Origin of the sequence: Streptomyces sp. NBC_00249, assembly GCF_026342355.1 — a bacterium.
Taxonomy (GTDB): domain Bacteria; phylum Actinomycetota; class Actinomycetes; order Streptomycetales; family Streptomycetaceae; genus Streptomyces.
On the sequence record NZ_JAPEMV010000008.1, the window covers coordinates 407,891 to 431,515 of the forward strand.

General features: G+C 72.8%; 23 protein-coding genes and 1 tRNA gene. 5 read left to right on the top strand and 19 right to left on the bottom strand.

Annotated features, from left to right (window positions below; genetic code table 11):
* Positions 1-639 precede the first annotated feature (639 nt).
* Positions 640-1,989: a peptidoglycan-binding protein gene (locus OOK31_RS31560; RefSeq protein WP_267090785.1), complete on the bottom strand. Its 1,350-nt coding sequence runs from the start codon at positions 1,987-1,989 to the stop codon at positions 640-642.
* Between the two features lie 240 nt (positions 1,990-2,229).
* Between OOK31_RS31560 and OOK31_RS31565 the strand changes: the two genes are divergently transcribed.
* Positions 2,230-2,303 (top strand) — tRNA-Lys (locus tag OOK31_RS31565).
* A 77-nt stretch (positions 2,304-2,380) separates the two neighbouring features.
* Here OOK31_RS31565 and OOK31_RS31570 read toward each other — a convergent pair.
* The 13 genes from OOK31_RS31570 to OOK31_RS31630 all read right to left on the bottom strand — a co-directional run bounded on the left by OOK31_RS31570 (position 2,381) and on the right by OOK31_RS31630 (position 15,509).
* Positions 2,381-3,055 (bottom strand): class F sortase, encoded by a 675-nt coding sequence (locus OOK31_RS31570; RefSeq protein WP_267090786.1) that lies wholly within the window; start codon positions 3,053-3,055, stop codon positions 2,381-2,383.
* Positions 3,052-3,654, bottom strand: a complete 603-nt coding sequence (locus tag OOK31_RS31575; protein WP_267090787.1) for a hypothetical protein — start codon at positions 3,652-3,654, stop codon at positions 3,052-3,054. The genes OOK31_RS31570 and OOK31_RS31575 overlap by 4 nt, the downstream gene beginning before the upstream one ends.
* 135 nt (positions 3,655-3,789) lie before the next feature.
* Positions 3,790-4,569 carry an HAD-IIA family hydrolase gene (locus tag OOK31_RS31580; RefSeq protein WP_267090788.1) on the bottom strand — a complete coding sequence of 260 codons (780 nt, stop codon included), beginning with the start codon at positions 4,567-4,569 and terminating at the stop codon, positions 3,790-3,792.
* 135 nt (positions 4,570-4,704) lie between these two features.
* Entirely contained in the window at positions 4,705-6,216 is a 1,512-nt protein-coding gene (locus OOK31_RS31585) for an alkaline phosphatase family protein (RefSeq protein WP_267090789.1), read from the bottom strand.
* 158 nt (positions 6,217-6,374) lie between these two features.
* Complete coding sequence (locus tag OOK31_RS31590; protein WP_267090790.1) at positions 6,375-7,478, bottom strand: 2-aminoethylphosphonate ABC transporter substrate-binding protein; 1,104 nt, start codon at positions 7,476-7,478, stop codon at positions 6,375-6,377.
* Between the two features lie 25 nt (positions 7,479-7,503).
* Complete coding sequence (locus OOK31_RS31595; protein ID WP_267090791.1) at positions 7,504-8,301, bottom strand: ABC transporter permease; 798 nt, start codon at positions 8,299-8,301, stop codon at positions 7,504-7,506.
* Positions 8,288-9,229, bottom strand: coding sequence for a 2-aminoethylphosphonate ABC transporter permease subunit (locus tag OOK31_RS31600; protein WP_267090792.1), 942 nt, complete (start codon positions 9,227-9,229; stop codon positions 8,288-8,290). The genes OOK31_RS31595 and OOK31_RS31600 overlap by 14 nt, the downstream gene beginning before the upstream one ends.
* Before the next feature lie 55 nt (positions 9,230-9,284).
* Positions 9,285-10,334, bottom strand: coding sequence for an ABC transporter ATP-binding protein (locus OOK31_RS31605; RefSeq protein WP_267090793.1), 1,050 nt, complete (start codon positions 10,332-10,334; stop codon positions 9,285-9,287).
* Positions 10,331-11,059, bottom strand: coding sequence for a phosphonatase-like hydrolase (locus OOK31_RS31610; RefSeq protein ID WP_267090794.1), 729 nt, complete (start codon positions 11,057-11,059; stop codon positions 10,331-10,333). Before OOK31_RS31610 ends, OOK31_RS31605 begins: the two co-directional genes overlap by 4 nt.
* A 5-nt stretch (positions 11,060-11,064) precedes the next feature.
* Positions 11,065-12,186 carry a TIGR03364 family FAD-dependent oxidoreductase gene (locus OOK31_RS31615; protein WP_267090795.1) on the bottom strand — a complete coding sequence of 374 codons (1,122 nt, stop codon included), beginning with the start codon at positions 12,184-12,186 and terminating at the stop codon, positions 11,065-11,067.
* Positions 12,187-12,334: 148 nt separating this feature from the next.
* Complete coding sequence (locus tag OOK31_RS31620) at positions 12,335-13,105, bottom strand: GntR family transcriptional regulator (RefSeq protein ID WP_267090796.1); 771 nt, start codon at positions 13,103-13,105, stop codon at positions 12,335-12,337.
* 47 nt (positions 13,106-13,152) lie between these two features.
* Complete coding sequence (locus tag OOK31_RS31625; protein ID WP_267090797.1) at positions 13,153-13,923, bottom strand: hypothetical protein; 771 nt, start codon at positions 13,921-13,923, stop codon at positions 13,153-13,155.
* A gap of 506 nt (positions 13,924-14,429) precedes the next feature.
* Complete coding sequence (locus tag OOK31_RS31630; protein ID WP_267090798.1) at positions 14,430-15,509, bottom strand: ROK family transcriptional regulator; 1,080 nt, start codon at positions 15,507-15,509, stop codon at positions 14,430-14,432.
* A 55-nt stretch (positions 15,510-15,564) separates the two neighbouring features.
* Between OOK31_RS31630 and OOK31_RS31635 the strand changes: the two genes are divergently transcribed.
* Positions 15,565-16,698 carry a Gfo/Idh/MocA family oxidoreductase gene (locus tag OOK31_RS31635; protein ID WP_267090799.1) on the top strand — a complete coding sequence of 378 codons (1,134 nt, stop codon included), beginning with the start codon at positions 15,565-15,567 and terminating at the stop codon, positions 16,696-16,698.
* Between the two features lie 84 nt (positions 16,699-16,782).
* Here OOK31_RS31635 and OOK31_RS31640 read toward each other — a convergent pair whose 3' ends face one another.
* The 4 genes from OOK31_RS31640 to OOK31_RS31655 form a co-directional block, all read right to left on the bottom strand.
* The gene (locus OOK31_RS31640; protein ID WP_267090800.1) at positions 16,783-17,640 is read right to left on the bottom strand and encodes a fumarylacetoacetate hydrolase family protein; all 858 of its coding nucleotides are present in this window, start codon (positions 17,638-17,640) and stop codon (positions 16,783-16,785) included.
* A gap of 122 nt (positions 17,641-17,762) precedes the next feature.
* Positions 17,763-18,554: a YidC/Oxa1 family membrane protein insertase gene (locus tag OOK31_RS31645; RefSeq protein ID WP_267090801.1), complete on the bottom strand. Its 792-nt coding sequence runs from the start codon at positions 18,552-18,554 to the stop codon at positions 17,763-17,765.
* 119 nt (positions 18,555-18,673) lie between these two features.
* Positions 18,674-18,934, bottom strand: coding sequence for a DUF6412 domain-containing protein (locus tag OOK31_RS31650; protein WP_267090876.1), 261 nt, complete (start codon positions 18,932-18,934; stop codon positions 18,674-18,676).
* Between the two features lie 147 nt (positions 18,935-19,081).
* Positions 19,082-19,966 (bottom strand): class E sortase, encoded by an 885-nt coding sequence (locus OOK31_RS31655; protein ID WP_267090802.1) that lies wholly within the window; start codon positions 19,964-19,966, stop codon positions 19,082-19,084.
* 56 nt (positions 19,967-20,022) lie between these two features.
* On the opposite strand from OOK31_RS31655, the gene OOK31_RS31660 reads away from it, so the two are divergent.
* Genes OOK31_RS31660 through OOK31_RS31670 form a run of 3 tightly spaced genes read left to right on the top strand, consistent with a single transcriptional unit; the run spans position 20,023 to position 22,392 of the window.
* Positions 20,023-21,039: an SEC-C metal-binding domain-containing protein gene (locus OOK31_RS31660; RefSeq protein WP_267090803.1), complete on the top strand. Its 1,017-nt coding sequence runs from the start codon at positions 20,023-20,025 to the stop codon at positions 21,037-21,039.
* Positions 21,036-21,935, top strand: coding sequence for a NaeI family type II restriction endonuclease (locus OOK31_RS31665; RefSeq protein WP_267090804.1), 900 nt, complete (start codon positions 21,036-21,038; stop codon positions 21,933-21,935). The genes OOK31_RS31660 and OOK31_RS31665 overlap by 4 nt, the downstream gene beginning before the upstream one ends.
* Entirely contained in the window at positions 21,925-22,392 is a 468-nt protein-coding gene (locus OOK31_RS31670) for a very short patch repair endonuclease (RefSeq protein WP_267090805.1), read from the top strand. Before OOK31_RS31665 ends, OOK31_RS31670 begins: the two co-directional genes overlap by 11 nt.
* Here the strand turns inward: OOK31_RS31670 and OOK31_RS31675 are convergent.
* Complete coding sequence (locus tag OOK31_RS31675; RefSeq protein WP_267090806.1) at positions 22,389-23,594, bottom strand: DNA cytosine methyltransferase; 1,206 nt, start codon at positions 23,592-23,594, stop codon at positions 22,389-22,391. The genes OOK31_RS31670 and OOK31_RS31675 overlap by 4 nt on opposite strands.
* Positions 23,595-23,625: the final 31 nt, after the last annotated feature.

A 23,625-nucleotide genomic window follows, 5' to 3' on the forward strand; every position in this document is an offset into this window, starting at 1 on the left:
TGCGGGTCTCGGACCACGCCGGAACCCGGGCGGAGTCGGCCTCCGGCCCGGCGGGCCCTCCGGCCCGGGCCCGCGCGGCAGTGTGCGCGAACCCGGGCGCGTGGACTGACGCCGCTCCGTCCGCGCCACCGGTCCAGGACGCGGAATCGGTGGCCGTCGGGCGGGTCCGGACATCGGCCCCGGAGGCGTGCCCTGCCGGCACCGAGGCCGGGGTCTGCGCGGCGTGGGCGTCCACCCCGGCGGAGTAGGCGTCCGCCGCGCGGGTGTGGGGCGGCACCCCGGCCGGGTACTGCGCGGCGTGGGCGTCCACCCCGGCGGAGTAGGCGTCCGCCGCGCGGGTGTGGGGCGGCGCCCCGGCCGGGGTCTGGGCGGTGGCGTGTGCGGGCCGGGCCTGGGCCTGGGGCGTCGCCGCATCCCGGGTCCGGGACGGTTCCGCACGGTCTTCGGCGGAGGGACCGGGCCAGGCGGTGGTGGCCTGGCCGCGGGGCGGCGCCGCGTCCTGGGGCCCGGCGGGCCGGGCCGGTTCCGCCCGGTCTTCGGCGGAGGACACCGGCCGGGCCGGGGCGGCCTGGGCCCGAGTGGGGATGTGGAAGGTGCCTGTGGTGGATGTGGTGTGGGTGGGGTGCATCGTTGCCTCCGTCATGCGAACAGCCGGCGCCAGGTTTCCGGGCCCGGGTAGCCGTCGGCCGAGGCCCCGCGCCAGCCCTGGGCGCGCTGGAAGGCCTCGACGTTGCGGCGGTCGGCCTCGCTCCAGCTCGGGCCCGGGCCGGACGTGTAGTACTTGCCGAAGCCCTTCTTCATCAGCTGGCGGCCGAGGGCGGTGACGGCCGGATGGGACTTCCCCGGCCGGAAGACCCCCGCCCCGGGATACGCCGGTTTCCCGGCGGGTCCGTGCTGCCCCGTCTCGGGCGGCGGCGGGATGTCCTTGCCCTTCTGCTGGACCAGCAGCCGCCAGGTGTGCGCGCCGGGGACGCCGTCGGCATCCGCACCCGTCCAGCCCTGCGCCCGCTGGAAGGCCTCCGTGGCCTGCCGGTCGGCGTCGGTCCACTTCGTGCTCGCGCCCTTGGGGTAGAAGCGGGTGGCGCCCCGCCCGATGAGCATGTTGCCGAGCTCGGCGACGTACTGGTTGTCGGCGCCGGGCCCGAACTTCGCCGCGCCCGGGAAGGGGGCCGTTCCCCCCGGCTGGGACCCCGGCGCCGGGTCCTCGGGAACGATCCCGCCCGTCACCCCGTTGAAGCGGTACGGGACGTACTTGGCGGCGTTCTCCCAGTACCCGTACGGCGTGGCCTGCTTCCGCGTCGTCGGGCGGGTCTGCTCGTACGCGACGTAGTGCGTGCGCGTCGCGTCGACCCAGCCGCCGAAGAGGACCACGTGCGAGCCCTTGTTGGGGTCCGCCGGGTTGTGGAAGAGCAGCATGTCCCCCGGCAGCAGCTCATCCTTGGTGATCTTCGTGGCGAAGGTGTCGAGGCTGCCGGTCCATTCGTTCGTGCCGAGGTTCCAGGCCATGGAGACGTAGCCCGAACAGTCCTGCCGGTAGCCGTCCGTCCAGTACTCGGACATGCTGTAGGGGACCTTGGCGTCCAGCCACAGCTTGGCCCGGTTGATGATCGTGGTGCGGTCGATGCGCTTCGCGAGCGCGGGCGCACCCGGCGCCCCCACCGGCGCGGAGCCCGGCGGGCGCGTCCCGGCCGGGGGGCGTCCGTGCAGCGGGGCCCGGCCGCCCTGCGGGGTTCCGGGGTCGTCCAGGGCCACCGGTCCGGGGCCCGCCGCCGGCCCGGCCGCCGCCAGCGCGGCCGACCCCCCGCCGCCCAGGACCACACCGGCCGCGGTGGCCAGCACCAGCGCCCGGCGGGCTCCGCGCGCGGCGGGGTGCCCGCCGTCGCGCAGCGGTATGGCCCGCCCGCGCGCGAGGGTGCGGCGCCGCTGCGCGCACCCCAGGCACACGCAGTCGCCCGCGGGCTCGTACTCCTCGAAGACCGGCGTCGGCATGGACGTCGCCTTCGGTGTAGGCATCTGCACATGCATCGGGGGCTGCGTCGTCATGCGGTTCCGTCCACTCCCCTGCTCGTCCGCTGTCCGGCCGGGCATGCATCTGGCGGGGCATCAGATGCGGCTCGGCCCAGACATATCGTGCACGACAAACCCCTTAAACATGGGTTAATCGGACAGAACGGGCGCGGCTGGTCACGAGCACCTCTGGAGGTGGGGTAGAGTTTTCCCTGTCACCAAGCGCCGCTAGCTCAGTTGGTTAGAGCAGCTGACTCTTAATCAGCGGGTCCGGGGTTCGAGTCCCTGGCGGCGCACAGACGAGAAGAAGGCCCCGCAGCGAAAGCTGCGGGGCCTTCTTCGTCGTGCCGGGGCGTGTCGTACGGACAGCCGCTCAGGCGGCCGTGCCGGGGCGGGTGCCGACGCCGGTCAGGTAGGCGGAGACCACCACATTCGCCGAGTACCGCTTGGCCGCCTTGTCGTAGCTCCCGCCGCAGGTCACCAGCCGCAGCTCCGCCCGGCCGGGCACCCGGGGGCCGTACGCCTTGTGGGGGTCGAAGCCGGCGCGCTCGTAGACCCGTACGTCCTCGACGGTGAACTCGGCGACCGTCCCGTCCGCCCTCGCCACGCGGACCTTCTCCCCCGGCTGCACCGAGGAGAGGCCGAAGAACACCGCCGGCTTCGACTTCGTGTCCACGTGCCCCACCATCAGCGCGGTCCCGGCCGCGCCCGGCGCCGCGCCCGCGCCCCACCAGCCGACCGTGCCGGGAAGCTCGTAGGGCGGCGGGTCGATCGCTCCTTCGGTGTCCAGGCCCCGGGCGATCACCGGGGCCTGGACGCCTATGGACGGTACGTCGAGCCGTGCGGGCATCGCGGCCGACAGCGGGGCCCGCGCGGCCGGCAGCCCCGCCCCGACCGGCGTCCCGGCCTGCCCGGCGGGCGCCCCGGGCGGGACGCCGGTGATCTCCTTGCCCCACAGCCACAGGCCGAGCACCAGCACCGACCAGGCGGCGAACGTCAGCAGCCGCCCGCCGGCGGTGGCCCTGGCCTCGGCTTCGGGCCCGGTCATCCGCCGTTGCGGCGGCGGCGCAGGGTCAGGGCCCGGCCGGCGACCGCCAGGGTGGCCGCGGCGGCGAGGACGGCGCCGATCACGGTGTGCGGCAGGCCGGGGCCGTCGTCGTGGCTCTTCTTCGCGGCCGCCGCCAGCCGGGCCGTCTCGGCGAGCTCGGCGGACATCCCGCCGCCGCCCGCGTGGACCGGCCAGACGGGCGTGTGGTGCGGTTCGGGGCGGTGGTGGCCCCGCCCGCGGACCTCGATGGAGCCGCGCAGGCCCTCGTCGCGGCCCCCGCACTTGACCCGGATCTCGTGCCAGCCGCTCTGGGCGTGCGAGCTGATCATCGCCTCGCCGAACAGGACCCGGCCGTCGCCGCGGCCGGAGGACAGGCGGGCCTCGGAGACGAAGACCGGGGAATGGGCCACCGCCCAGTCGGCGTCACAGCCCTTGACGCGGAGCTTGACCTGCGTCCCTGGTTCGGCCGGGTTCGGGTCCGCCGAGACCCCTCCGCGGTCCCACTCGTTCGCGAGGGCGGCGGGGGCGGTCACGGCGACGGATGCCGTCAGGGCTACGGCCACCCCTGCGACACGGAGTGCGATCAGAGAACTGCGCATGGTGAACCTCCTCAACAAGGAGATTCACGCGCGACGCGCCGCCCCGCATCCGGAGCGGCGCTCTCTTGGCCCGTATGTGTCAGCCGTACGCGCTAATGCAGGACCCCGAGCGGCGTCCGGAAGGGCTGCGCCGTCCTAGACCAGGTCGACCAGGTCGGCGATCGAGTCGACCGTCTTCGTCGGGCGGTACGGGAACCGCTCGGTGTCCTCGCGCGAGGTCAGCCCGGTCAGGACGAGGAAGGTCTGCATGCCCGCCTCCAGGCCCGCCAGGACGTCCGTGTCCATGCGGTCGCCGATCATCGCGCTGCTCTCGGAGTGCGCGCCGATGGCGTTCAGGCCCGTACGCATCATGAGCGGGTTGGGCTTGCCGGCGAAGTACGGCTTCTTGCCGGTCGCCTTGGTGATCAGGGCGGCGACCGCGCCGGTGGCCGGGAGCGGGCCCTCGGTGGAGGGGCCGGTCTCGTCGGGGTTGGTGCAGATGAAGCGGGCGCCGTCGTTGATCAGCCGGACGGCCTTGGTCATGGCCTCGAAGCTGTACGTGCGGGTCTCGCCGAGGACCACGTAGTCGGGCTTGTGGTCGGTGAGGATGTAGCCGATGTCGTGCAGGGCGGTGGTCAGGCCCGCCTCGCCGATGACGTAGGCGGTGCCGCCCGGGCGCTGGTCGTCGAGGAACTTCGCGGTGGCCAGGGCCGAGGTCCAGATGTTCTCGACGGGCACGTCCAGACCCATCCGGCTGAGCCGGGCCTGGAGGTCGCGCGGGGTGTAGATGGAGTTGTTGGTGAGGACCAGGAAGGGCTTGCCGGACTCGCGCAGCCGCTTGATGAAGGCATCGGCCCCGGGGATCGGCGTGCCCTCGTGGATGAGGACCCCGTCCATGTCGGTGAGCCAGGATTCGATCGGCTTGCGCTCTGCCACGGGACTGTTCTCCGCTCTGCGGGGCCTCTGACCTCGGGGGCCTCTGGTCTGTACCACCCTAGCGGCCGGGGGCCGTGGACGCGGCGGGCGTCCACGGCCCGGACAGGCGTACGAGCGGGCCTCTCCGCGTACCGGTCAGCCCAGGGTGACGTTGTCGACGGTCCAGAACCAGTTGTTGGTGCCGCTGTAGCGGAAGCGGACCTGGACGTCGGTGGCGCCGGCCGGGACCTGGAGGGCGAGGGACTCGCCCTTCGCGAGGGCGTCGGCGGTGTAGGTCTTGAGGACCGTCGCGGCGCCGCCGTTGTAGGAGACCAGGACCTGGGCGGTCTGGCCGGCCTCGTGGCGGTAGTGCGTCTGGAAGGCCAGGGTGCGCGTGGTGCCGCCGGTGACGGACCACTTGGGGGTGATCAGGGTGGAGTCGAAGGTGCCGGTGTGGCTCTTGTCGTCCCACTCGTCGGAGTCGGCGACGGCGAACACGTCACGGGAGCGGACGTTCAGCTCGCGCCACTGGTCGCGCTGCGACTGGCTCCAGAACTCGTCGGTGGCGAAGGCCCATCCGGCCCACTCGGTGACACCGCCCGTGCCCATCTTGGAGTTGTCGACGGCCCAGCCCGCGGGCGGGGTGTGCGTGAAGCCCTTGGTGGAGGCGGGGATGCCCGTCTCGTCCACGCGCGCCTGGAGGTTCGCGCGCAGGGTGTCGAAGGCGTCGTTGTCGGGGGCGTTCAGCGGGACGCCGTCCAGGCCGGTGGTGGGGACGCCGACCTGCTGGAGCGCGGTCGCGGCCACGTCCACCAGCTTGACGTCGTCGCGTACCGAACCGGCCGGGATGCCGGGGCCCTTGGCGATGACGAAGGTGCCGCGCTCCTGGATGCTGGAGCCGCCGTGGCCGCCGGCGTCGGTGTGGCCGTGGTCGGTGGTGACCAGGATCTTCCAGTTCTCCTGGGCGTACGTCGGGCGGTTCTTGACGGCGGTGAGGAGCTTGCCGATCAGTACGTCGACGCGGGCGATGGTGTCGAGGTACTCCTGGCTCGCGGCGCCGGAGCTGTGGCCGGCGTGGTCGATCTCGCCGAGGTAGACGAAGGAGGCGTCCGGGTTCTGGTTCTGCAGTTCGGCGGCGGCCGCGGCCGCGATCTTCGGGTCCTCGCTGCCGTAGCCGTCGCGGTCGCCCTTGAGGGAGAGGCGCTTGTCGACCTTGGCCGAGTAGATCGGGCCGTTCTGGTCGGTGGAGGTGATGGGCTCCCAGTCGGCGGCCGCGTAGGTGTTGAGCGCCGGCTTGGCGTTCTCTATGCGGGTCAGGAAGTCCGGGTGGGCCGCGTAGTTCTTGCCGGTGAAGGAGTTGTCCCTCACGCCGTGCTTGTCGGGCCACACGCCGGTGGCGATGGTGGACCAGCCGGGGCCCGAGGAGGTGGCGGCCATCGGGTTCGCGTAAAGGGTGCTCTTGGCGGTCAGGCCCTGGGCCATCAGGCCGTTCAGGTTCGGGGCGTTGGCGGCCTTGACGCGGTCGAGGACCGCGCCGTCGATGCCGATGACGAGGACCTTGTCGGTGGTGGCCGCGGCGGTGGCGGGGTGGGCGCCGAGGGCGGTGGCGAGCAGGGCCGTGGCGGTGGCGGTCACGGCGAGGGTGCGTCCGCGCAGGACAGAAGACACGTACTCCTCCAGGAGCAAGTGAGCAGGCGAGCGGGCGGGGGTGCGGCGGTGCGGTTGCTCAGGACATGCGTGGGGTCCGGACCGAAGGTGCGGCCTTCGGTCCAGACCCGTTATACAAAAGTCACTCTGCCGGGCGTGGGTGGCCGGGAGGTGACGGGTCAGCTGCCGGTCGCGGACTTCCACGCGTCGACGTAGGCGGTGAGGTTCTTGTCGATGTCGGCCCAGTCCGGCTCGAAGACCTCGACACCGGTCATGATCTTGGTGAGTTCGACGGCGTTGGCGTCGGTCGGCTTGATGTCGGAGCGCGCCGGGAAGCCGCCGCCGACCTCGCTGACCAGCTTCTGGGCCTCCTCGCCGAGCAGGAAGTCGAGGAGCTTCTTGCCGTTCTCGGCGTGCGGGGCCTTCGTGACGAGGCCGGCCGCGTACGGGAGGGCGAAGGTGGTGGGCTTGCCGCCGTCCTTGGCGGGGAACCAGATGCCCAGGTTCGGCATGGCCTTGGACTGCGCGAAGTTCATCTGGACGTCGCCGTTGGCGACGAGCAGCTCGCCCTTGTCGGTCTTCGGCGCCAGCTTGCTGGTGGAGGAGGACGGGCCGACGTTGTTGGCCTGGAGCTTCTTCAGGTACTCCATCGCCGGCTCCTTGCCGCCGAAGTCGTGCATCGACTTGATGAGCACGGCCGTGCCGTCGCCCGCGACGCCCGGGGTGGAGTACTGGAGCTTGCCCTTGTACTTGGCGTCGAGCAGCTCCTCCCAGGTCTTGGGGGCCTGGGCGAGCTCCTTCTTGTTGTAGACGAAGCCGAAGTAGTTGTTGACGACGGAGGTCCACTTGCCGTCGGCGGCCTTGTCGGCGCCCTTGACCTTGTCGGCGCCCTGCGGGGTGTAGGCCTGGAGCAGGCCCTTGCCGTCGGCCTGCTGGATGAAGGGGGGCAGGGTGACGATGACGTCGGCCTGGGTGTTGGTCTTCTCGCGGACGGCGCGCTGCACCATCTCGCCGGAGCCGCCCTCGACGTACTTGACCTCGATGCCGGTCTTCTTGGTGAAGGCTTCGAAGACCTTGTTGTACCAGCCGTCGCCCTTCTCGCTCTTGAGGCCGTCGGCGCTGTAGACGGTGACGACCTTCTCCCCGCCGCCCTTGCCGGTGTCGCCGGAGGCGTCGGAGGAGGCCGAGGAGGAGGTGGATCCGCCGCAGGCGGTGAGGGAGGCGGCGAGGGCGAGGCTGCCGCAGACGGCGGCGGTGACGTGCAGGAGACGCTTGCTGGGCATGGAACTTCCTTACGGGGAAAGGGAGTCAGCGGTACGAGGCTCTGGTGCGGACGCGGGAGACGGCCAGCAGCACCAGCAGGGTGGTGGCCATCAGGACCACGGCGACGGCGGATCCGCTGAAGAGCGAGCCGCGGTCGGTGGCGGTGAAGATGCGGACCGGGAGGGGCATCCAGTCCGGGGGGTAGAGCATCATCGTGGCGCTCAACTCGCCCATGGACAGGGCGAAGCAGAGGCCGGCGGCCGCCGTGAGGGACGGCAGCAGGAGCGGGAGCTTGACCCGCCACAGCACGTAGCCGGGGCGGGCCCCGAGGGAGGCCGCCGCCTGCTCGTAGGCGGGGTCGAGACGAACGATGGCGGCCGAGACCGACTGGTAGGCGAACGCCGTGACAAGAATCGTGTGCGCCAGGATGACGATGGAGCTGGTGCCGTTGAGGAGCACCGGCGGGCGGCTGAACGCGACGAGCACGGCGAGGCCGACGACCACGGACGGCACGGCGACCGGCAGCACGAACAGGGCGTCCAGGAACCGCTTCCCGCGCTTCTTCAGCCCGGCCGCGGCCAGCGCCGCCCAGGTGCCGACGGTCAGCGCGAGCAGGCTCGCGGCCAGGGCCGTGACCAGGGAGGTCGTCAGGGCCTGGAGGGATTCGCCCCGCACGGCGGCCGTGTAGTTCTCGGTGGTCGGGCCGGAGGGGAAGGCCCCGGACCAGTGGGTGGAGGAGGAGGCGGCCACCACGACGAGCAGGGGCAGCGCGAACAGGGGCAGGAAGAGGATCCCGAAGAGGCCCCAGGCGGCCCAGCGGCCGCTCTTGCTATGCACCAGCACGCTTGCCCACCACCCGGTAGAGGCCGAACAGGCCGACGGAGATCGCGATGTTGACGACGGCGACCACACAGGCGGCCGCGTAGTCGGATTCGAGGATGGCCTTGCCGTAGACGAGCATCGGGAGGGTCGTGACGTCCTTGGCTCCGGTGAACAGGACGATCCCGAACTCGTTGAGGCACATGACGAGGACGAGGCTGCCGCCGGCGGCGAGGGCCGGGAGGGCCTCGGGGAGGATCACCTGCCGGACGATCCGGGCGGGGCGGGCGCCGAGTCCGGCCGCGACCTCCAGCTGGGCGGTGTCCAGCTGGGAGAAGGCGGCGAGCAGCGGGCGCATCACGAACGGCGTGAAGTAGGTGATCTCCGCGAGCAGGACGCCCCAGGGAGTGGCCAGGAAGTGGAAGGGGCCCTCCGAGACTCCGAAGAAGTCCGTCCAGACGCCGTTGGCCATGCCCACGGTCCCGTAGATGAAGAGGAGGGCGAGGGTGATGAGGAAGGAGGGGAAGGAGAGGAAGACATCGATGAACTTGGCGACGGCCTTCGCTCCGGGGAACGGCACGAAGGCGATGACCAGCGCGAGCGCGAAACCGAGGACGAGACAGCCGACGGTGGCGCCGACGGCCAGCCAGACGGTGGTGCCGAGCGCTTCGCGGAACGCGGTGGAGGCGAAGACGGAGGAGTACGCGTCGAAGGCGCCGCCGCCGTTCTCGGGGCTGAAGGACTGCTGGACGACGAGGGCCAGCGGGTAGAGGAACACCAGCGCGAGGACGGCGACGGGGGGCACGGCCCAGACGCCGCGCGGCAACGCCGGCCCCCGGCGGGGGCGGCGCGGGGCGGGCCGGGCTCGGGCCGGGCGGGCCGCCGGGGCGGGGGCGGCGGGGGCCGGGACCTTGGCCTGGGGCGGGACGGCGTCCGGGGCCGGGGGTTGCACAGGGGCCGGGGGCTGCGCAGGGGCCGGGGTTCGGGTGGCGGCTCGCCGCGAGGCGTCAGGCATCCGACACCCCGGCGGCCAGCAGCACCGCGTCGCGCGGCTCGAAGTGCAGGGTCACCTCGTCGCCCAGCGCCGGCGTCTCGCGCAGCTCGGGGAGGTCCGCCTTGACGCGGTGCCCGGCGACGTCGACGTAGAGCCGGTGCGTCGAGCCGCGCCACTGCACCTCGGCGATCGTGCCGCGCAGCGCGTTCGGCCCCTCGCCGAGCCCGAGCAGGTGCGGGCGTACGCACAGGGTGGCGGCGGAGCCCGGCGCGGCGGGCCCGTGGTCCAGGGTGAGCGGGCGGCCCTCGAACAGGGCGCCGCCCTCGGCGACCGTCACCGGGAGCAGGTTGGCGTTGCCGACGAAGGACGCGGTGAACTCGGTGCGCGGCGCCCGGTAGAGCTGCTGCGGGGTGCCGCAGTCCTGGAGGCGGGCCCGGTCCATGACGGCGATCCGGTCGGCCAGGGAGAGGGCCTCCACCTGGTCGTGGGTGACGTACAGGATGGAGACCTCGGGCAGTTCGCGGTGCAGCCGGGCCAGTTCGGCGAGCATCCCGGAACGCAGCTGGGCGTCGAGGGCGGAGAGCGGCTCGTCCAGGAGGAGGACGCCGGGGCGGATGGCGAGGGCGCGGGCGATGGCGACGCGCTGCTGCTGTCCGCCGGACAGTTCGCGGGGGTAGCGCCGGGCGTAGGCGGCCATCCCCGTCATCTCCAGGGCCTCGGTGACCCGGGCGGGTATCTCCGCCTTGGGTGCCTTCTGGGCGCGCAGGCCGAAGGCCACGTTGTCCTCGACCCGCATGTGCGGGAACAGCGCGTACTGCTGGACGACCATGCCGATGCCGCGCTTGTGCGGCGGGAGCCCGGTGACGTCCTCGCCGCCGATCAGCACCCGGCCGGAGACGGGCCGGACGAAACCGGCGACCGCGCGCAGCGCCGTGGTCTTGCCCGAGCCGGAGGGGCCGAGGAGGGCCATGACCTCGCCGGGTTCGACGGTGAGGTCGAGGGAGTCCAGGACGGTGGTGCCGTGGTAGGCGACCGAGACGGAGTCGAAGCGGATGCCGCTCACACCGGCTCCGCGGTGAGCAGGGCGGGGAGTTCGGCGATCGAGCCGAGGACGTGGGTGGCGCCGGCCCCGGTCAGCGCGGTGGCGTCGTGGGCCCCGGTGAGGACGCCGGCGACGATGCCCGCTCCGGCGCGGTTGCCGCTGAGCATGTCGTACGCGGTGTCTCCGGCGACGACGGTGTGGCGTACGTCGTCCACGGCGCCGGTGCGCAGGAAGGCGGCCAGCACCATGTCCGGGTAGGGGCGGCCGCGGCCGCCCGCGTCGGCGGGGCACAGGGTGAGGTCGGCGAGGTCCTGCCAGCCGAGGGCGTCGAGGATGGCGTCCTGGGTGACGCGGGCGAAGCCGGTGGTGAGGACGACGGTACGGCCGTCGGCGCGGAGCTTCTCGATGGTCTCGCGGGCGCCGGGGAGCGGGGCGACGAGGCCGCCGTCGACGAGTTCCCCGTAGGCCTGCTCGAAGGCGGAGTTGGCGCGCCGGGCGAGTTCCTCCGTACCGAAGAGGTGGCGGAAGACGGAGATCTTCGACTCGCCCATGGTGTCGCGGACGTACTGGAGCTTGGCGGTGTGGTCGGCGCTGCCGGGCTCGACGCCGAGGTGGGCGGCGGCGCGGGCGAAGGCGCGCTCGACGAGGCCGCCGTCGGCGACGGTGGTGCCGGCCATGTCGAGGACGATCAGCTTCTTGTCGCTGTTGCGGTCGGTCGTATCGGTGGTGTCGGTGGTGTCGGTCATGGTGTTCACCAGCCCAGTTCGTTCGCGGTGGTCTCGGCTATGGCGGGCGAGCAGGTCATGCCGCGGCCGCCGGGTCCGGTCACCAGCCAGACGCCGTCGGCCACCTGCTGGCGGTGGACGACGCGGGTGGTGTCGGTGCACTGCGCGTACACGCCCGCCCAGCGGTGCCTGATCTTCGGCAGGGGGCGGCCCAGGAAGGACTCGACGACCTCGGTGAGGTGCTCGTAGGGGTCTTCGAGGGTGTCGAACGCGAAGGGGTGCTCGTACTCGTGGGTGTCGCCGATGGTCAGTCCGCCGTCCTGGCGCTGGACCATCAGCAGCTGCATCTTGTGCGCGGCGGCGACGGGCGCCTGCGCCTGCTCGGCGTTGAGCGCGTCGAGGGCCGGTGACTTGTACGCCGGGTAGTAGCGGAAGCTGTCGGCGTCCGCGACGGAGGTGGTCAGCGGTTCGCCCAGCGGGGCGGTCTGCATCATCTGGAGCCGGACGCGGCGCACGGGCAGGTCGGGGACCAGCTCGCGGACCAGGCCGGACAGCCAGGCGCCGGTGGCGAGGACGACGGCGTCGCCGCGGTGGACGTCGCCGTGGTCGTCGCGGACGGCGCCGGGGCCGGTCACCTCGCGGACCTCGCGTCCGGGCAGGAAGGTGTAGCGGCCGGAGGCCCGGAGGGCTTCGCGCAGGTGGAGCTGGGCGGTGCGCGGTTCGACGGCCGCGTCCCGCTCGCACCACAGGGCGGCCTCGAAGGCTCCGCGCAGGGCGGGGTTGATCTTCCGGGCCTCGGCCGCGGTGACCAGTTCGTAGCCCCGGGCGGCGGCGTCGGGGCGGGCCGTGGCCGCCTCGGCGACCGCGTACTCGCGGGCGTTCCGTACGGGGGTGAGGGAGCCGATGGCGCGGAAGCCCAGGCCGGGCACCTCCGCGCCGATCCGCTCCCAGAGCTCCCGGGCCCGCAGGGCGGTGTCGAGCTCCTCGCCCCCGGCCCGGCCGCTGACCCAGATCTGGCCGAAATTGCGCAGTGACGCGCCGCGGGCCTCGGCCTCGCGCTCGATCTGGACGACCTCGTGGCCGCGTTGGACTGCTTGCCAGGCGTGCATGGTACCGACCACGCCGCCTCCGACGACTATGACTCTCACGCCGTCCAAGGTGGCGGTGGTCCGTGACCCTCGAGGATCCGTCCGGCGACGGGGCGGTGAACAGCCCCCGACGCTTGGACTAGACCCGTTATCGTTCCGTGATGTGGAGAGGTCCGTTTTCATGCGGTGTGGGGGGAGTTCCGGAGGGCTACTCGGGCCGCAGACGGGTCGTGAAGCTGAACCGGTCACCACGGTAGAGCGAACGCACCCGCTCCAGCGGCCGGCCGTCCTGGTCCCGGGAGAAGCGGTGGATGAGCAGCATCGGGAGCGCGGGCGGGGTACCGATCAGCAGGGCCTCGCGGGGGGTGGCGAGGACCGTCTCCAGCTTCTCGTCGGCGTCCCCGAAGGCGATGCCGAGGCTGTCGTGGAGGTAGCCGTAGAAGGAGGAGTCCGGCTGGAAATCGACGTCGAGGCGGGGCGCGCGGGCGACACGGACGTACGTGCTCTCCAGGCCGACGCGCTCGTCGTCGGCGAGCAGCACGCGCTCCAGGTGCCAGACCGGCTCCCCGGCCTCGGCGCCGATGCCGGGGGCGAGCTCGGGCGGGCAGGGGAAGCGCTCCAGGCCGATGAGGTGACGGCCGGGGCAGCGGCCCTGGCGGCGCACGCCCTCGGTGTAGCTGGCGAGCGACAGGGGCTGCTCCAGCTTGGGCCCGGCGACGACGGTACCGCGCCCGGAGCGGCGGAGCCGGCCTTCCAGCAGCAGCTCGCGCAGGGCCTGGCGCACGGTCTCGCGGGACACCTCGTACCGCTCGGCGAGATCGCGCTCGGTGGGCAGCACGCCGCCTTCGCCGAGCTCGTCGAGGAGGTCGGCGATGTGCGCCTTGACGGCGTAGTACTTGGGGATGCGGCCGTGCTCGGGGATCCCGGAGCGGACGGGCGCGCCGGGGCGGTGGGCCGGGGTCTGGGTCTGTTCTTCCACGTGGGGACTGTACGCGGGGCAGATGTACGGAGATCAGCGCGCGGGGATCAGCGCGCGGGCGGCCGGCGCAGGCGGCGGGACCCGAGGAGCAGCCCGCCGCCGGCGGTGAGGGCGGCGACAGCCCCGGCCCCGTAGGCCCATGCGCGGGCGCGGGGTCCGGTGTGCGCGAGGGAACCCGCCTCGCCCGTGCCGTCCTCATCCCCCTCCACGGTGAAGCGGTAGCCTCCGGCCTCGCCGACCCAGTCGCCGTCGTCGCCCTTCTCGCCCTTGCGCTGGACGAGGGCGGCGTCGGCGAGGACCTCGCCGTGGGGGGCGTCGGGGGCGAAGGCGAGGCGCACCTTGACGGTGACCGATCCGCCGGCGCCGACGGAGAAGCCGGAGAAGGCGTCACCGCCGTCGAACACGGCGATGATCTCGTCACGGTCGGTGCGCTCCAGGCTGACGGGGTAGGGGCCGCCGGGGGCCTCGAACTCCATCCGCAGGTGGGCGGGGCGCAGGGCCCGGGCCTGGTCGGTGAGGACGATGACGGGGTGGATCGCCGTGCACTCGGCGTGGGTGGTGTTGGTCAGGTCCAGCAGCCAGCTCTGCGCGTCGCCGCCGGCCCGGTAGACGGCGGGGCCGCCACGGATGCGCGCGCCGATGGGGAACGCCGGGCTCTTGCCGTCGCCGCAGGTGGCGTGTGCGCGGGAGGGCAGCGCGGGGGCGGGTCGGGCACCGCCGCCGGTCCCGATGTCCGCGACGGCGGAGGGCGCGGCGGTGGCGAGGAGGACGACGGTGAGGGCCAGGGCTTTGCGCACCCGCGTTTCGCGCACTCGCATGAAAGACCCTCGCTGCTAGCCGGACCGAACAGAACTGAACTGGGACTGGAACTGGGACTGGAACTGGAACTGGAACTGACTGATGATCGGACGAGGTGACAATCACCCCACCCCTGCCCGCACCCTGCCACGCCCCCCAACCCCACCCACCCCCGGCACGCCTCCCCACCCCCTTTTCCCCCCGAACGGCCGTACAACGCCAACCGGCGACGGGGACACCCGCCACGGGGTGCATGCCGCCTCGCGGGCCGGGCAGCCCCGGCCACATCCAGCCCCGCCGGCGCTTGAGGCGCGGGGCCCGGGGCGGAGCCCCGAGGTACGCCGCGCCACCCCCAGCCCCGCCGGCGTTTGAGGCGCGGGGTCCGGGGCGGAGCCCCGGGGAACGGGCGAAGGGCGGGGCGGGGAGCAGCACCGCGCAGCGGACCCGCGCACGCCGGGGCACGGCGACGGCGACGGTCCACGCCGGCCGGGCAGCGACACACGCACCCCGCCGGGCCACGGCAACGTCACCCCCGCCCGAACACCGGCCCCAGCGCCAGTTCCGCCGCCCCCTCCGCGACCCCCCGCTCGGCCAGAGCCACCACCCCCGGCAGCCCCCGCCGGTCCAGCACCGACCGGACCCCCTCCACGAACACCTCCGGCGTCGCGGCCACGACCCGGCCGCCCAGCAGCACCCGGTCCACGTCGAGCAGCGCGACCAGGTTCGCCGCCCCCTCCCCGAGGATCCGCGCCGCCCCGCCCAGGTCGCCCCGCGCCACCGCGTCCAGGCAGAGCACCTCCAGGCAGCCCCGCCCCCCGCACCGGCACGCCGGCCCGTCCAGCCGCAGCACCTGGTGGCCGAACTCCCCGGCCGCCGAGCGGGCCCCGCGGTGGATCCCGCCGCCGAGCCGCAGCCCGGCCCCGAGCCCGGTGCCCACGTGGAGGTACACCGAGGTTCCGGGTTCGGGCCCGGCGGGAGCCCCTGCCGCGACCCCGGCGTTGGTGTCCTTGTCCAGCACCACCGGCAGTCCCAGCCGCCCCTGGAGCACCTCCCGCAAGGGGTATCCGGCCCAGTCGGGGAATCCCGTCACCCGCCCCAGCACCCCGCTGCGCCAGTCCAGCGGCCCCGGCGCGGCGACGCCCACCCCGAGCAGGGGCGGGCCCGCGCGCTCGCGGACCCGTACGACCGCCCGTAGGGCCGCGTCCACGACCGGGTCCGGGCCCGCCCCGAAGTCCAGCGGCCCGTTCCACCGCGCGAGCACGCTGCCCGCGAGGTCGACCCGTACCGCTGTCAGCTCGTCCCGGTCCAGGTGCACGCCCACCGCGTGGCGGGCCCCCGGGACCAGCCGCAGCAGCGTGCGCGGTTTGCCGCCGGTGGACGCGCCGCGCCCGGCCTCCGCCACCAGACCCTCGGCCGCGAGCCGGGCCATGATCTTGCTGACGGCCTGCGGGGTGAGGCCCGTACGGGCGGCGAGCTCGGCGCGGCCCAGTCCCGGCGCGCCGGCGGCGCGCAGCAGGTCCAGCAGCAGTGCCTCGTTGTGCTCGCGCAGGGCCGGCAGGTTCGCCCCGCCCCGACTGCCGTCACTGCCCGTGCTGCCCCTGTTCACCCGCCCATTCTCCACCCTCCTTGCACTTACGCAACAGTGTTGCCAAAGTGGATCCATGAACGCCTCCCCCACCGCACCCCCCACGGCGCCCCCCACCACACGCCCGCTGCGCGTCGCGCTCGTCGGCTACGGACTCGCCGGTTCCGTCTTCCACGCCCCCCTCGTGTCCGCCACCGAGGGACTCGTCCTCGACACCGTCGTCACCTCCGACCCCGGCCGCCAGGCCCAGGCCCGCGAGGCCTACGAGGGCGTCCGGATCGTCGCCTCCGCCGCCGAGCTGTGGGACCGCGCGGGCGGCGGGGACGCCCCCGACCTCGTCGTCGTCGCCTCCCCCAACAAGACGCACGTCCCGCTCGCCACGGCCGCCCTCACCGCCGACATCCCCGTGGTCGTGGACAAGCCGCTCGCCGCCACCGCCGCCGAGGCCCGCGCACTCGCCGCCACCGCCGAGCGCACCGGCACCTTCCTCTCCGTCTTCCAGAACCGCCGCTGGGACAACGACTTCCTCACGGTGCGCAAACTCCTCGCGGACGGCGAACTCGGCGAGATCCAGCGCTTCGAGTCCCGCTTCGAGCGCTGGCGGCCGCAGCTCAAGGGCGGCTGGCGCGAGTCCGGCGCCCCGGAGGAGATCGGCGGCCTGCTCTACGACCTCGGCAGCCACGTCGTGGACCAGGCGCTGGTGCTGTTCGGCCCGGCCGTACGGGTCTACGCGGAGGCCGACGTACGCCGCCCGGGCGCCGAGACCGACGACGACACCTTCATCGCGGTCACCCACGCGAACGGGGTCCGCTCGCACCTCTACGTCAGCGCCACCACCGCCCAGCTCGGCCCGCGCTTCCGCGTCCTCGGCTCCCGCGCGGGCTACGTGAAGTACGGCCTGGACCCCCAGGAGGCCGCCCTGCGCGAGGGCCTGCGGCCGGGCGGCGACGAGGACACCCTGTGGGGCGAGGAGCCGCCGCACCTGTGGGGCCGCCTCGGCTCCGGCGAGTCCCCGCTGACCGGCGGCGGGATCCCGGTGCCGACCGAGCACGGCGACTACCCCGCCTACTACGCGGCGGTCGCGGCGGCCCTGCGTACGGGCGGCCCGGCGCCGGTCACCGCGCACGAGGCGGCGCACTGCCTGGCCGTACTGGAGGCGGCGCTCCGCTCCTCCCGCGACGGCGTGGCCGTGGACATCGACCCGGCGTAACCGTTCCCCGCCGGCCCGCGCACCGGGAACGCGGAAGGGGCGGCCCGCCACCGGCGGACCGCCCCTCCCCCTCTACGGCGAGGGCTAGGCGCTCTTGAACTCCTGGCGCTGCCGCCCGAGGCCCTCGATCTCCACCTCGACCACGTCGCCGGCCCGCAGGAACGGCTTCGGCTCCGGCTGGCCCGCGGCCACACCGGCCGGCGTACCGGTGACGATGACGTCGCCCGGGTACAGGGTCATGAAGTGGCTCAGGTACCGGACGACCTCGCCGACCGGGAAGATCTGGTCCGAGGTGTGACCGTCCTGCTTGAGCTCCCCGTTGACCCACAGCCGTACGTCGAGCACCTGCGGGTCCGGGACCTCGTCGGCCGTGACCAGCCAGGGGCCGAGCGGGGTGAAGGTCTCGCAGTTCTTGCCCTTGTCCCAGGTGCCGCCGCGCTCGGTCTGGAACGCGCGCTCCGTGACGTCGTTCGCCAGCAGGTAGCCGCCGACGTGCGCGAGGCCCTGCTCGGCGGAGTCCAGGTAGCGGGCGGTGGCGCCGATGACGACGCCGAGCTCGGCCTCCCAGTCGGTCTTCACGCTGCCGCGCGGGATCAGCACGGTGTCGTCGGGGCCGACCACGGTGTCCGGGGCCTTCATGAAGACGATCGGCTCCGGCGGAGCCTCCGCGCCGACCTCGGCCGCGTGCCCGTGGTAGTTCAGCCCGATGCCCACGATCTTGCCGATCCGGCCGACCGGGGAGCCGACGCGCAGCCCTTCCGCGTCGAGCGCGGGAAGGTCACCGGCAGCCGCGGCCTCGCGTACCCGGGACAGCACGGAGTCGTCCGCGAGCAGGTCGCCGTCCACATCCGTGATCAGGCCGGACAGGTCCCGCAGGGTCCCGTCCTGGTCGAGCAGCGCGGGGCGCTCCGACCCGACGGGTCCGACACGCAGCAGCTTCATGGGCATTCTCCCGTGGTCGAGGGTGGTCGGCCCATGGGCATGCCCCGGGCCGGACGATGGGTTGCGGCCATCGGAGGATTGGTCGATCCTCCAAGATGTCCGACCAATCCGCAAGACCCTGTTCACAGGCTGGAACGCTTCCCTCCGCCGACCCCGCGGACGGGAGCCTTTTCCGCTCCCACCCCGGCCGCCGCCGCGCGCTCCTTGCGGTGCTGGAGCCAGGCGCGCTCGGCCACCGACCAGGCCGTGGTGGTCAGCAGGTACAGCCCGGCGGCCAGCGGGACCACGGCCGCGGTGATCAGCGTGCCGAACGACAGCAGGGGCAGTACGCCGCCCAGCTTGCGCATCGCCGCCTGCTGCTCGGGCGTCAGCGCGGGCGGTGCCCCCGCCCCGGCCCTGCCCCCGCGCCGCGCGTCCGCACCTGTCGCCTTCGCCGTCGCCTTCGCTGAAGCGCCCGCGAGCCCCGTCCCCGTCCCCGTCCCCGGCATCGGCGCGGCCGCGGCGGCCCGGCGGGCCCGTACCGCGCTCCACGCGGCGACCACCCCGATCGCCGCGAACAGCCCGAGGAACACCAGCCCCTGGGCCCCGAGCAGGCCGCCCTCCCCCAGCGCCCCGGTCCACCGGGCCCCGAGCGGGGCGGCGAACAGCCGGTGCCCGAGCAGCTCGTTGGCCGAGCCGCCGACCTCGGAGGAGGAGAACGCCTGGTACATCACGAAGAACACCGGCAGCTGGAGCAGCAGCGGCAGGCAGCCGGACACCGGGCTCGCCGCGCGGAACGCGGCACGGCTCAGGGGATGCAGGGCGAGCCGTACGAGCACGGTGAACAGCACGATCGCGGCAGCGGTCGCGGACTCGGCCAGTACCGGTTCGAGAAGCCGGCCCAGCTCGGCAACAAGATGAGTGAAAACGGACACGCGGGCCCTCCGGAGGGTCTCGTCGAACGTCGAAAAAGGTGCATTTCGGCGTGACGACCCGCGAGGGGCGACAACAGTGAGCGGTGGGGATCGGCGAGATCGGGAACTACTGCGCGCCCCTACGCGGCCGTCAGGACGGGACGGCCGGGTGCCCTGGGCCGCGAACGGCCGGCGGCGTCGGGATCGCGCTGCGGCAGGAACGCCGTGCGCTTCTCGCGATCACGGATCGCGGTACGTATTCGGTGCGGCGGCACGGGCCGTACGAGGCAGGCGGCCAGGACGGCGGCACCCACGGCGACGGTCGCGGCGAGGGCGACCACGGCGGCGGCCAGGCCGTTCTCCCCGAGCATCAAACCGAAGAGCCCGCCCAGCACCAGCAGGGTGACGAGCAGCCGCGACGCCCGCGCGGAGGCGAAGAAGGACAGCACACGGCGCACACCGGAAGAACCGACCACACCCACCACCCCCTACCCCTGCCCGGACGGCGACCCGAACTCCCCTACGAGAGCGGGTACTCACGATCGATACTAACCGGACCCACCGACAACGGGCTTGAGCGTCCCCCACACCACCAGGCGGTACTTGGAGGTGTACTCCGGCGTACAGGTGGTGAGGGTGATGTACGAGCCGGCCTCGCTGTACCCGTACTCCGGCTTCACCACGCTCCGCGGTACGGGCGCGATCACCCCGCTGTCCCGCTCGGTGGTCTCGGACAGCACCTTCCCGACGACGTACACGTAGCGGCGTCCGCGTACGTCCACGTACAGCTCGTCGCCCTCGCGCAGCCGGTTGATGTACCGGAAGGGCTCCCCGTGGGTGTTGCGGTGCCCGGCGAGCGCGAAGTTCCCCCGCGCCCCGGGCTGCGCGGTCCCGGGGTACTGCCCGGCGTACCCCTTGTCGAGGACGCTGCGCCTGTCGACCCCTTGCGCGACGGGCACGGCGAGCCCGAGCCGGGGCACGCGCAGCACGGCGTACGCCTCCTCGCGCGCGGGCGCCGTGGACCGCGGGACGGGCTGCGGCCCGGGCTTGGCGGACGTACGACCGGGCGCGGGCACACTCGAACCCCCCTCGACCGCCCCTGGAACCTCTTCGGGCCCGGGCCCGGGGTCGGCCGTGCCACCCCCCACCACAGGGCCGTCACCAGCACCGGAACCCGGATCGGAAACCGGATCGGAAACCGGCTCAGGCACCGGCGGCGGCGCCCCCCACTCCCTCTCCAAGGCCTGGACCCTCTCCTGCGCGCCGGCGACGGCCTGCCGGTTGGTCCACCACACCTGGTGCACCACCAGCAACGCGACCACCACACCCAGCGTCGTGATCAGCTCCGCGCCCGCCCACAGCACCCGCGCGAGCCCGTCCCGGCGCCCGCGCCGGGCGCCTCCCTGCACCACCACACGCACGTGATCCCGCACGGCCCGCACCCTAAGTCCTCCCCCCTCAACTGACCAGCGGCAGTACGGTGTGAACCATGCGCCCCGACACGCCTGCCGAGCACATCGCCGAAGCCGAGCGCCTCATCCGCACGGCGACCCGCTACCCCGAGGACCAGGAGCCATTGCTCCTCCAGGCCGCGGCCCACCTCGAACTGGCCGACGCACGCGAGCGGGCGAGCACCCTGTACGACCAGCTCCTCGCCGCCTCCCCCGCCGACCCGCACCTGATCAAGGCCCTCCAGGCCGCGAACCTGTGGGAGTACGGCCACGAGGCCGAGGCCCGCGCGCTGATCTCCGGCATCCGCGCCGCCGCCCCCACGGACCCGGCGCCCTGGGAGGTGATCGCGGAATCGCTGGAGTCCCACGACGAGTTGGAAGCCTCCCTCGAATGCTTCACCGAGGCCGCGACCCTCCTCACCTCGGAGGACACCCCGCTCACCCAGGCCACCGCCGCGCTCCTGACGGGCCGGCACCGCGTACGCCGCCTCCTCGGACTCCCGCACGACGACTGGGACATGGTCGCGGACACCCGCCACACGGGCCCGATCCCCCTCGACGAGCTCCACGACCCGAAGCGCATCTGGGCCCTGGGCTCCGACGACCCGGCGGAACTGCGCGCCGAGATCGCCCGGCTGCGCGCCGAACTGGGCGACCGCCGCGCCGCCCTCTCCCGGCCCTTCCCGGTGGCCATCCTGCACTGGCCCCAGCGCGAACTGGCCGAGCTGGTGACCAGCTACCCCACCCTGGCCTCGGAATACCCCTCCCACGAGACCCACCTGGCCCGCATCGAGGCCTCCCTCCGCACCCTCGCCGCCTCGGGCACCACGAACCTCGGCATCGTCACGGCGAGCGTCCCCTCCTACGAGGCCTTCGCGGCGTCGGAGAAAACCTCCCCGGCCTCCCCGTCCCTCCTGGCGGAATACGCCACCACCCTCGCCGCCCGAGGCAAAGCCACCCCCTGGCCCCCCACCCCCACAACCCCCTGCTGGTGCACCTCAGGCAAGCCCTACGCGGAGTGCCACGGCGACCCCTCCGGGGCGGTCCGCGGGTGAGCAGGGGACGCCTCGTTCTGCATGAACCGGGGGAAATATGCTCGAACGCCGATGCGGACCAGCACATCCTGCGGACGCCTGCTGAGGACTCCGGGCTCCAGGCCGTCCTCGACGGCCTGCGCCCCTACGACGTCGCGGGGCTCTACACGGGAGCCATCGCCAATGCGATCGACTACGTCCTCGACGGAGCCCGGACCGGACGGTACGACCTGCTGTCCCCCGACGTGCACCCTGGCGAGAAGGCCTCGGTGGGAGCCAAGCTGGAGTACGAGGTGCTCCGCTCCTTCAACCTCCCGAAAGAACCGCCGCTCGACACAGTGATCTCCGGCGTACCCGTCGACTTCAAGGCCACCGTCGGCGCGAACTGGGCGATCCCCGCAGAGGCGCAGTGCCAGCTCTGCATCTGCACGCAGATACAACTCGGCCGGAGCCGGCACCGGTCGTGGCTCGTGCGTGCTCACCGTTCCTGGCTCTACCGCGGGTCAGGCAACCGGGACGGGAAGCGGGGACTCGCCGTACACGCCCGCGAACACTGGAGCGTGCCCCTGTACGACTGGACCCCGCTGCCGGTCAACCCGCTGACGCTCCTCACTGCGGAGCAGGCCAGCCGGGTTCTTGCCAAGCGCCCGGGACAGGAACGCCGGTTCTCGATGATGTTCAATTATCTTGAGGGGCTCGTGGTCCCGCGCAGCGTGATCGCTACGGTCGGTGCGGGGCGTCACGATCCTCTGCGGCGAGCGCGCAACATCAGGAAGAGCCTTGCCCGCGACGGTCTGACACTGCTCTGCGGCAAGTTCCCCGAGCAGCGGGACCTCGCGGCAGCCCACAAGATCACGCTTGGGCCGGAGGACTGGATCGCCTTGCGGATGGAGGGAGACCAGGACCATGCCGGATGAGAGTTCCTGGCAGCCGCCCGAGGGTTCCTGGGCGTCCTCAGCGGCCCGTCGGCGCAACATGCAGGCGATCCGGAGCCGCGACACGAAGCCTGAGCTCGTCATCCGGCGCCTCGTGCACGCCAGGGGACTGCGCTACCGGATCGCGACGCGTCCCCTGCCCGGCTTGCGGCGAACGGCCGACCTGGTCTTCCGGCCAGCGAAGGTAGCGGTCTTCATCGACGGGTGCTACTGGCACGGATGCCCGGAGCATTACGTCTCCCCGAAAACCAACCCGGGCTACTGGTCCGAGAAGGTGGCCCGGAACATGGCCAGGGACCGGGATACTGACCGGCAGCTCGAAGAGGCCGGCTGGCTCGTGCTCCGGTTCTGGGAGCACGAGCCGTCAGACGTCTGCGCTGCCGCTGTCGCCGCCGCCGTCCAGGACCGCCGCGGCCACCCGCAGGCCCTGCGGGGCTAGCGACCGCCCTCGGGACCGTTCTGCTGGGGCCGGGCGGCACGGAGCACCTTGGCGATGGCTTCTCCGACGGCATGCGCGACCGGCGGCGGGAAGGCGTTGCCCACCTGGCGGTACTGCGCGGTCTTGCCCGGGAGCCTTCCCTCGGACTTGTCTCCTTCGAAGTCCCATTCCGGGGGGAAGCCCTGGATGATCGCCGCCTGCGCGACGGTCAGCATGGGGCCCCTGTCCCGGAGCAGGTCCCGCTCCCAGCTGTCCTTCGCCACACAGTCGTCCAGGGAGTTGGCCACACCGAGCGCGTTGACTCCCAGCTCATTCCACGCGGCCTTCGCACGGCTGGGACCAAGGTCCGCCCCACCATGCTTCTTGGAGCCGCCGACCAGGGTGGGGGCGATGCCGGTCTTGTGACCAAGCCAGGCGTCAAGCTTGACCTGGGCCAGCCGGCCCAGGTCACCGCCCTTCTTGATCAACTGCTCGTACCGCTCTGTCATCGTCGGCTCAAGGGCCTTGCGCACCGTGACGGGCTCGGCGCAGGGCGTGGGCCACTGGAAATCCTGCCCGGCGAGCAGGTCTGCCTGGATGGCGACGAGGATGGCGCGGGGGCGCAGCTGCGGGACGCCGAAATCACTGGCTTCCAGGACCTTCCACCCGCACACCTTGTAGCCGGCACCCTTATGCGTTTCCAGCTCGCCGGTCACGGGATCCTTGGCTTCGCCGCCCTCCAGGCGCGCCCAAACCCAGTCCCGGTAGTCCTGGAATTTTTCGTCCTTGATACCGCGAACGTTCTCGATCATGACGGCTTTGGGGCGAACGTCATCCACGAGTCGCAGCATCTGCGGGAAAAGGTCGCGCTCGTCGTCCTTCCCCAGCTGCTTGCCTGCATGGGAAAACGGAGGGCAGGGAACGCCTCCTGCGAGGAGGTCGATATCCCCATGCCTCAGCTCTCGCTTAAAATATGCAAAGGCCTTTTCCAGCTGGACCATCGGCTTGAAATCGTTGACATCGCCTTCAATGATGTCGCAGTGTTCCCGCTCGAAGTCCCAGCCTTCGCGGTGGGCGACGTTGCGTCGGAGCGTGGCCGCGGCGTGCGGGTCGATCTCGACGAGCGCGAGGTGACGGAAGCCAGCCTGGTGGAGGCCGATGGCCTGCCCTCCGGCGCCGGCGCAAATCTCAATCGAGGTCAGCGTGTGATCGCTGGCACCCATCGAGTCCTCCTGATGTGGCAGATGCAGACAG

What these genes read in the sequence shown, in the direction of transcription:
- OOK31_RS31560 (WP_267090785.1), bottom strand. Translation starts at nt 1,989, where the DNA reads ATGCCGACGCCGGTCTTCGAGGAGTACGAGCCCGCGGGCGACTGCGTG.
- OOK31_RS31575 (WP_267090787.1), bottom strand. Translation starts at nt 3,654, where the DNA reads ATGCGCAGTTCTCTGATCGCACTCCGTGTCGCAGGGGTGGCCGTAGCC.
- OOK31_RS31625 (WP_267090797.1), bottom strand. Translation starts at nt 13,923, where the DNA reads ATGCGAGTGCGCGAAACGCGGGTGCGCAAAGCCCTGGCCCTCACCGTC.
- OOK31_RS31675 (WP_267090806.1), bottom strand. Translation starts at nt 23,594, where the DNA reads ATGGGTGCCAGCGATCACACGCTGACCTCGATTGAGATTTGCGCCGGC.
- OOK31_RS31670 (WP_267090805.1), top strand. Translation starts at nt 21,925, where the DNA reads ATGCCGGATGAGAGTTCCTGGCAGCCGCCCGAGGGTTCCTGGGCGTCC.
- OOK31_RS31610 (WP_267090794.1), bottom strand. Translation starts at nt 11,059, where the DNA reads ATGACCGACACCACCGACACCACCGATACGACCGACCGCAACAGCGAC.
- OOK31_RS31635 (WP_267090799.1), top strand. Translation starts at nt 15,565, where the DNA reads ATGAACGCCTCCCCCACCGCACCCCCCACGGCGCCCCCCACCACACGC.
- OOK31_RS31570 (WP_267090786.1), bottom strand. Translation starts at nt 3,055, where the DNA reads ATGACCGGGCCCGAAGCCGAGGCCAGGGCCACCGCCGGCGGGCGGCTG.
- OOK31_RS31590 (WP_267090790.1), bottom strand. Translation starts at nt 7,478, where the DNA reads ATGCCCAGCAAGCGTCTCCTGCACGTCACCGCCGCCGTCTGCGGCAGC.
- OOK31_RS31640 (WP_267090800.1), bottom strand. Translation starts at nt 17,640, where the DNA reads ATGAAGCTGCTGCGTGTCGGACCCGTCGGGTCGGAGCGCCCCGCGCTG.
- OOK31_RS31660 (WP_267090803.1), top strand. Translation starts at nt 20,023, where the DNA reads ATGCGCCCCGACACGCCTGCCGAGCACATCGCCGAAGCCGAGCGCCTC.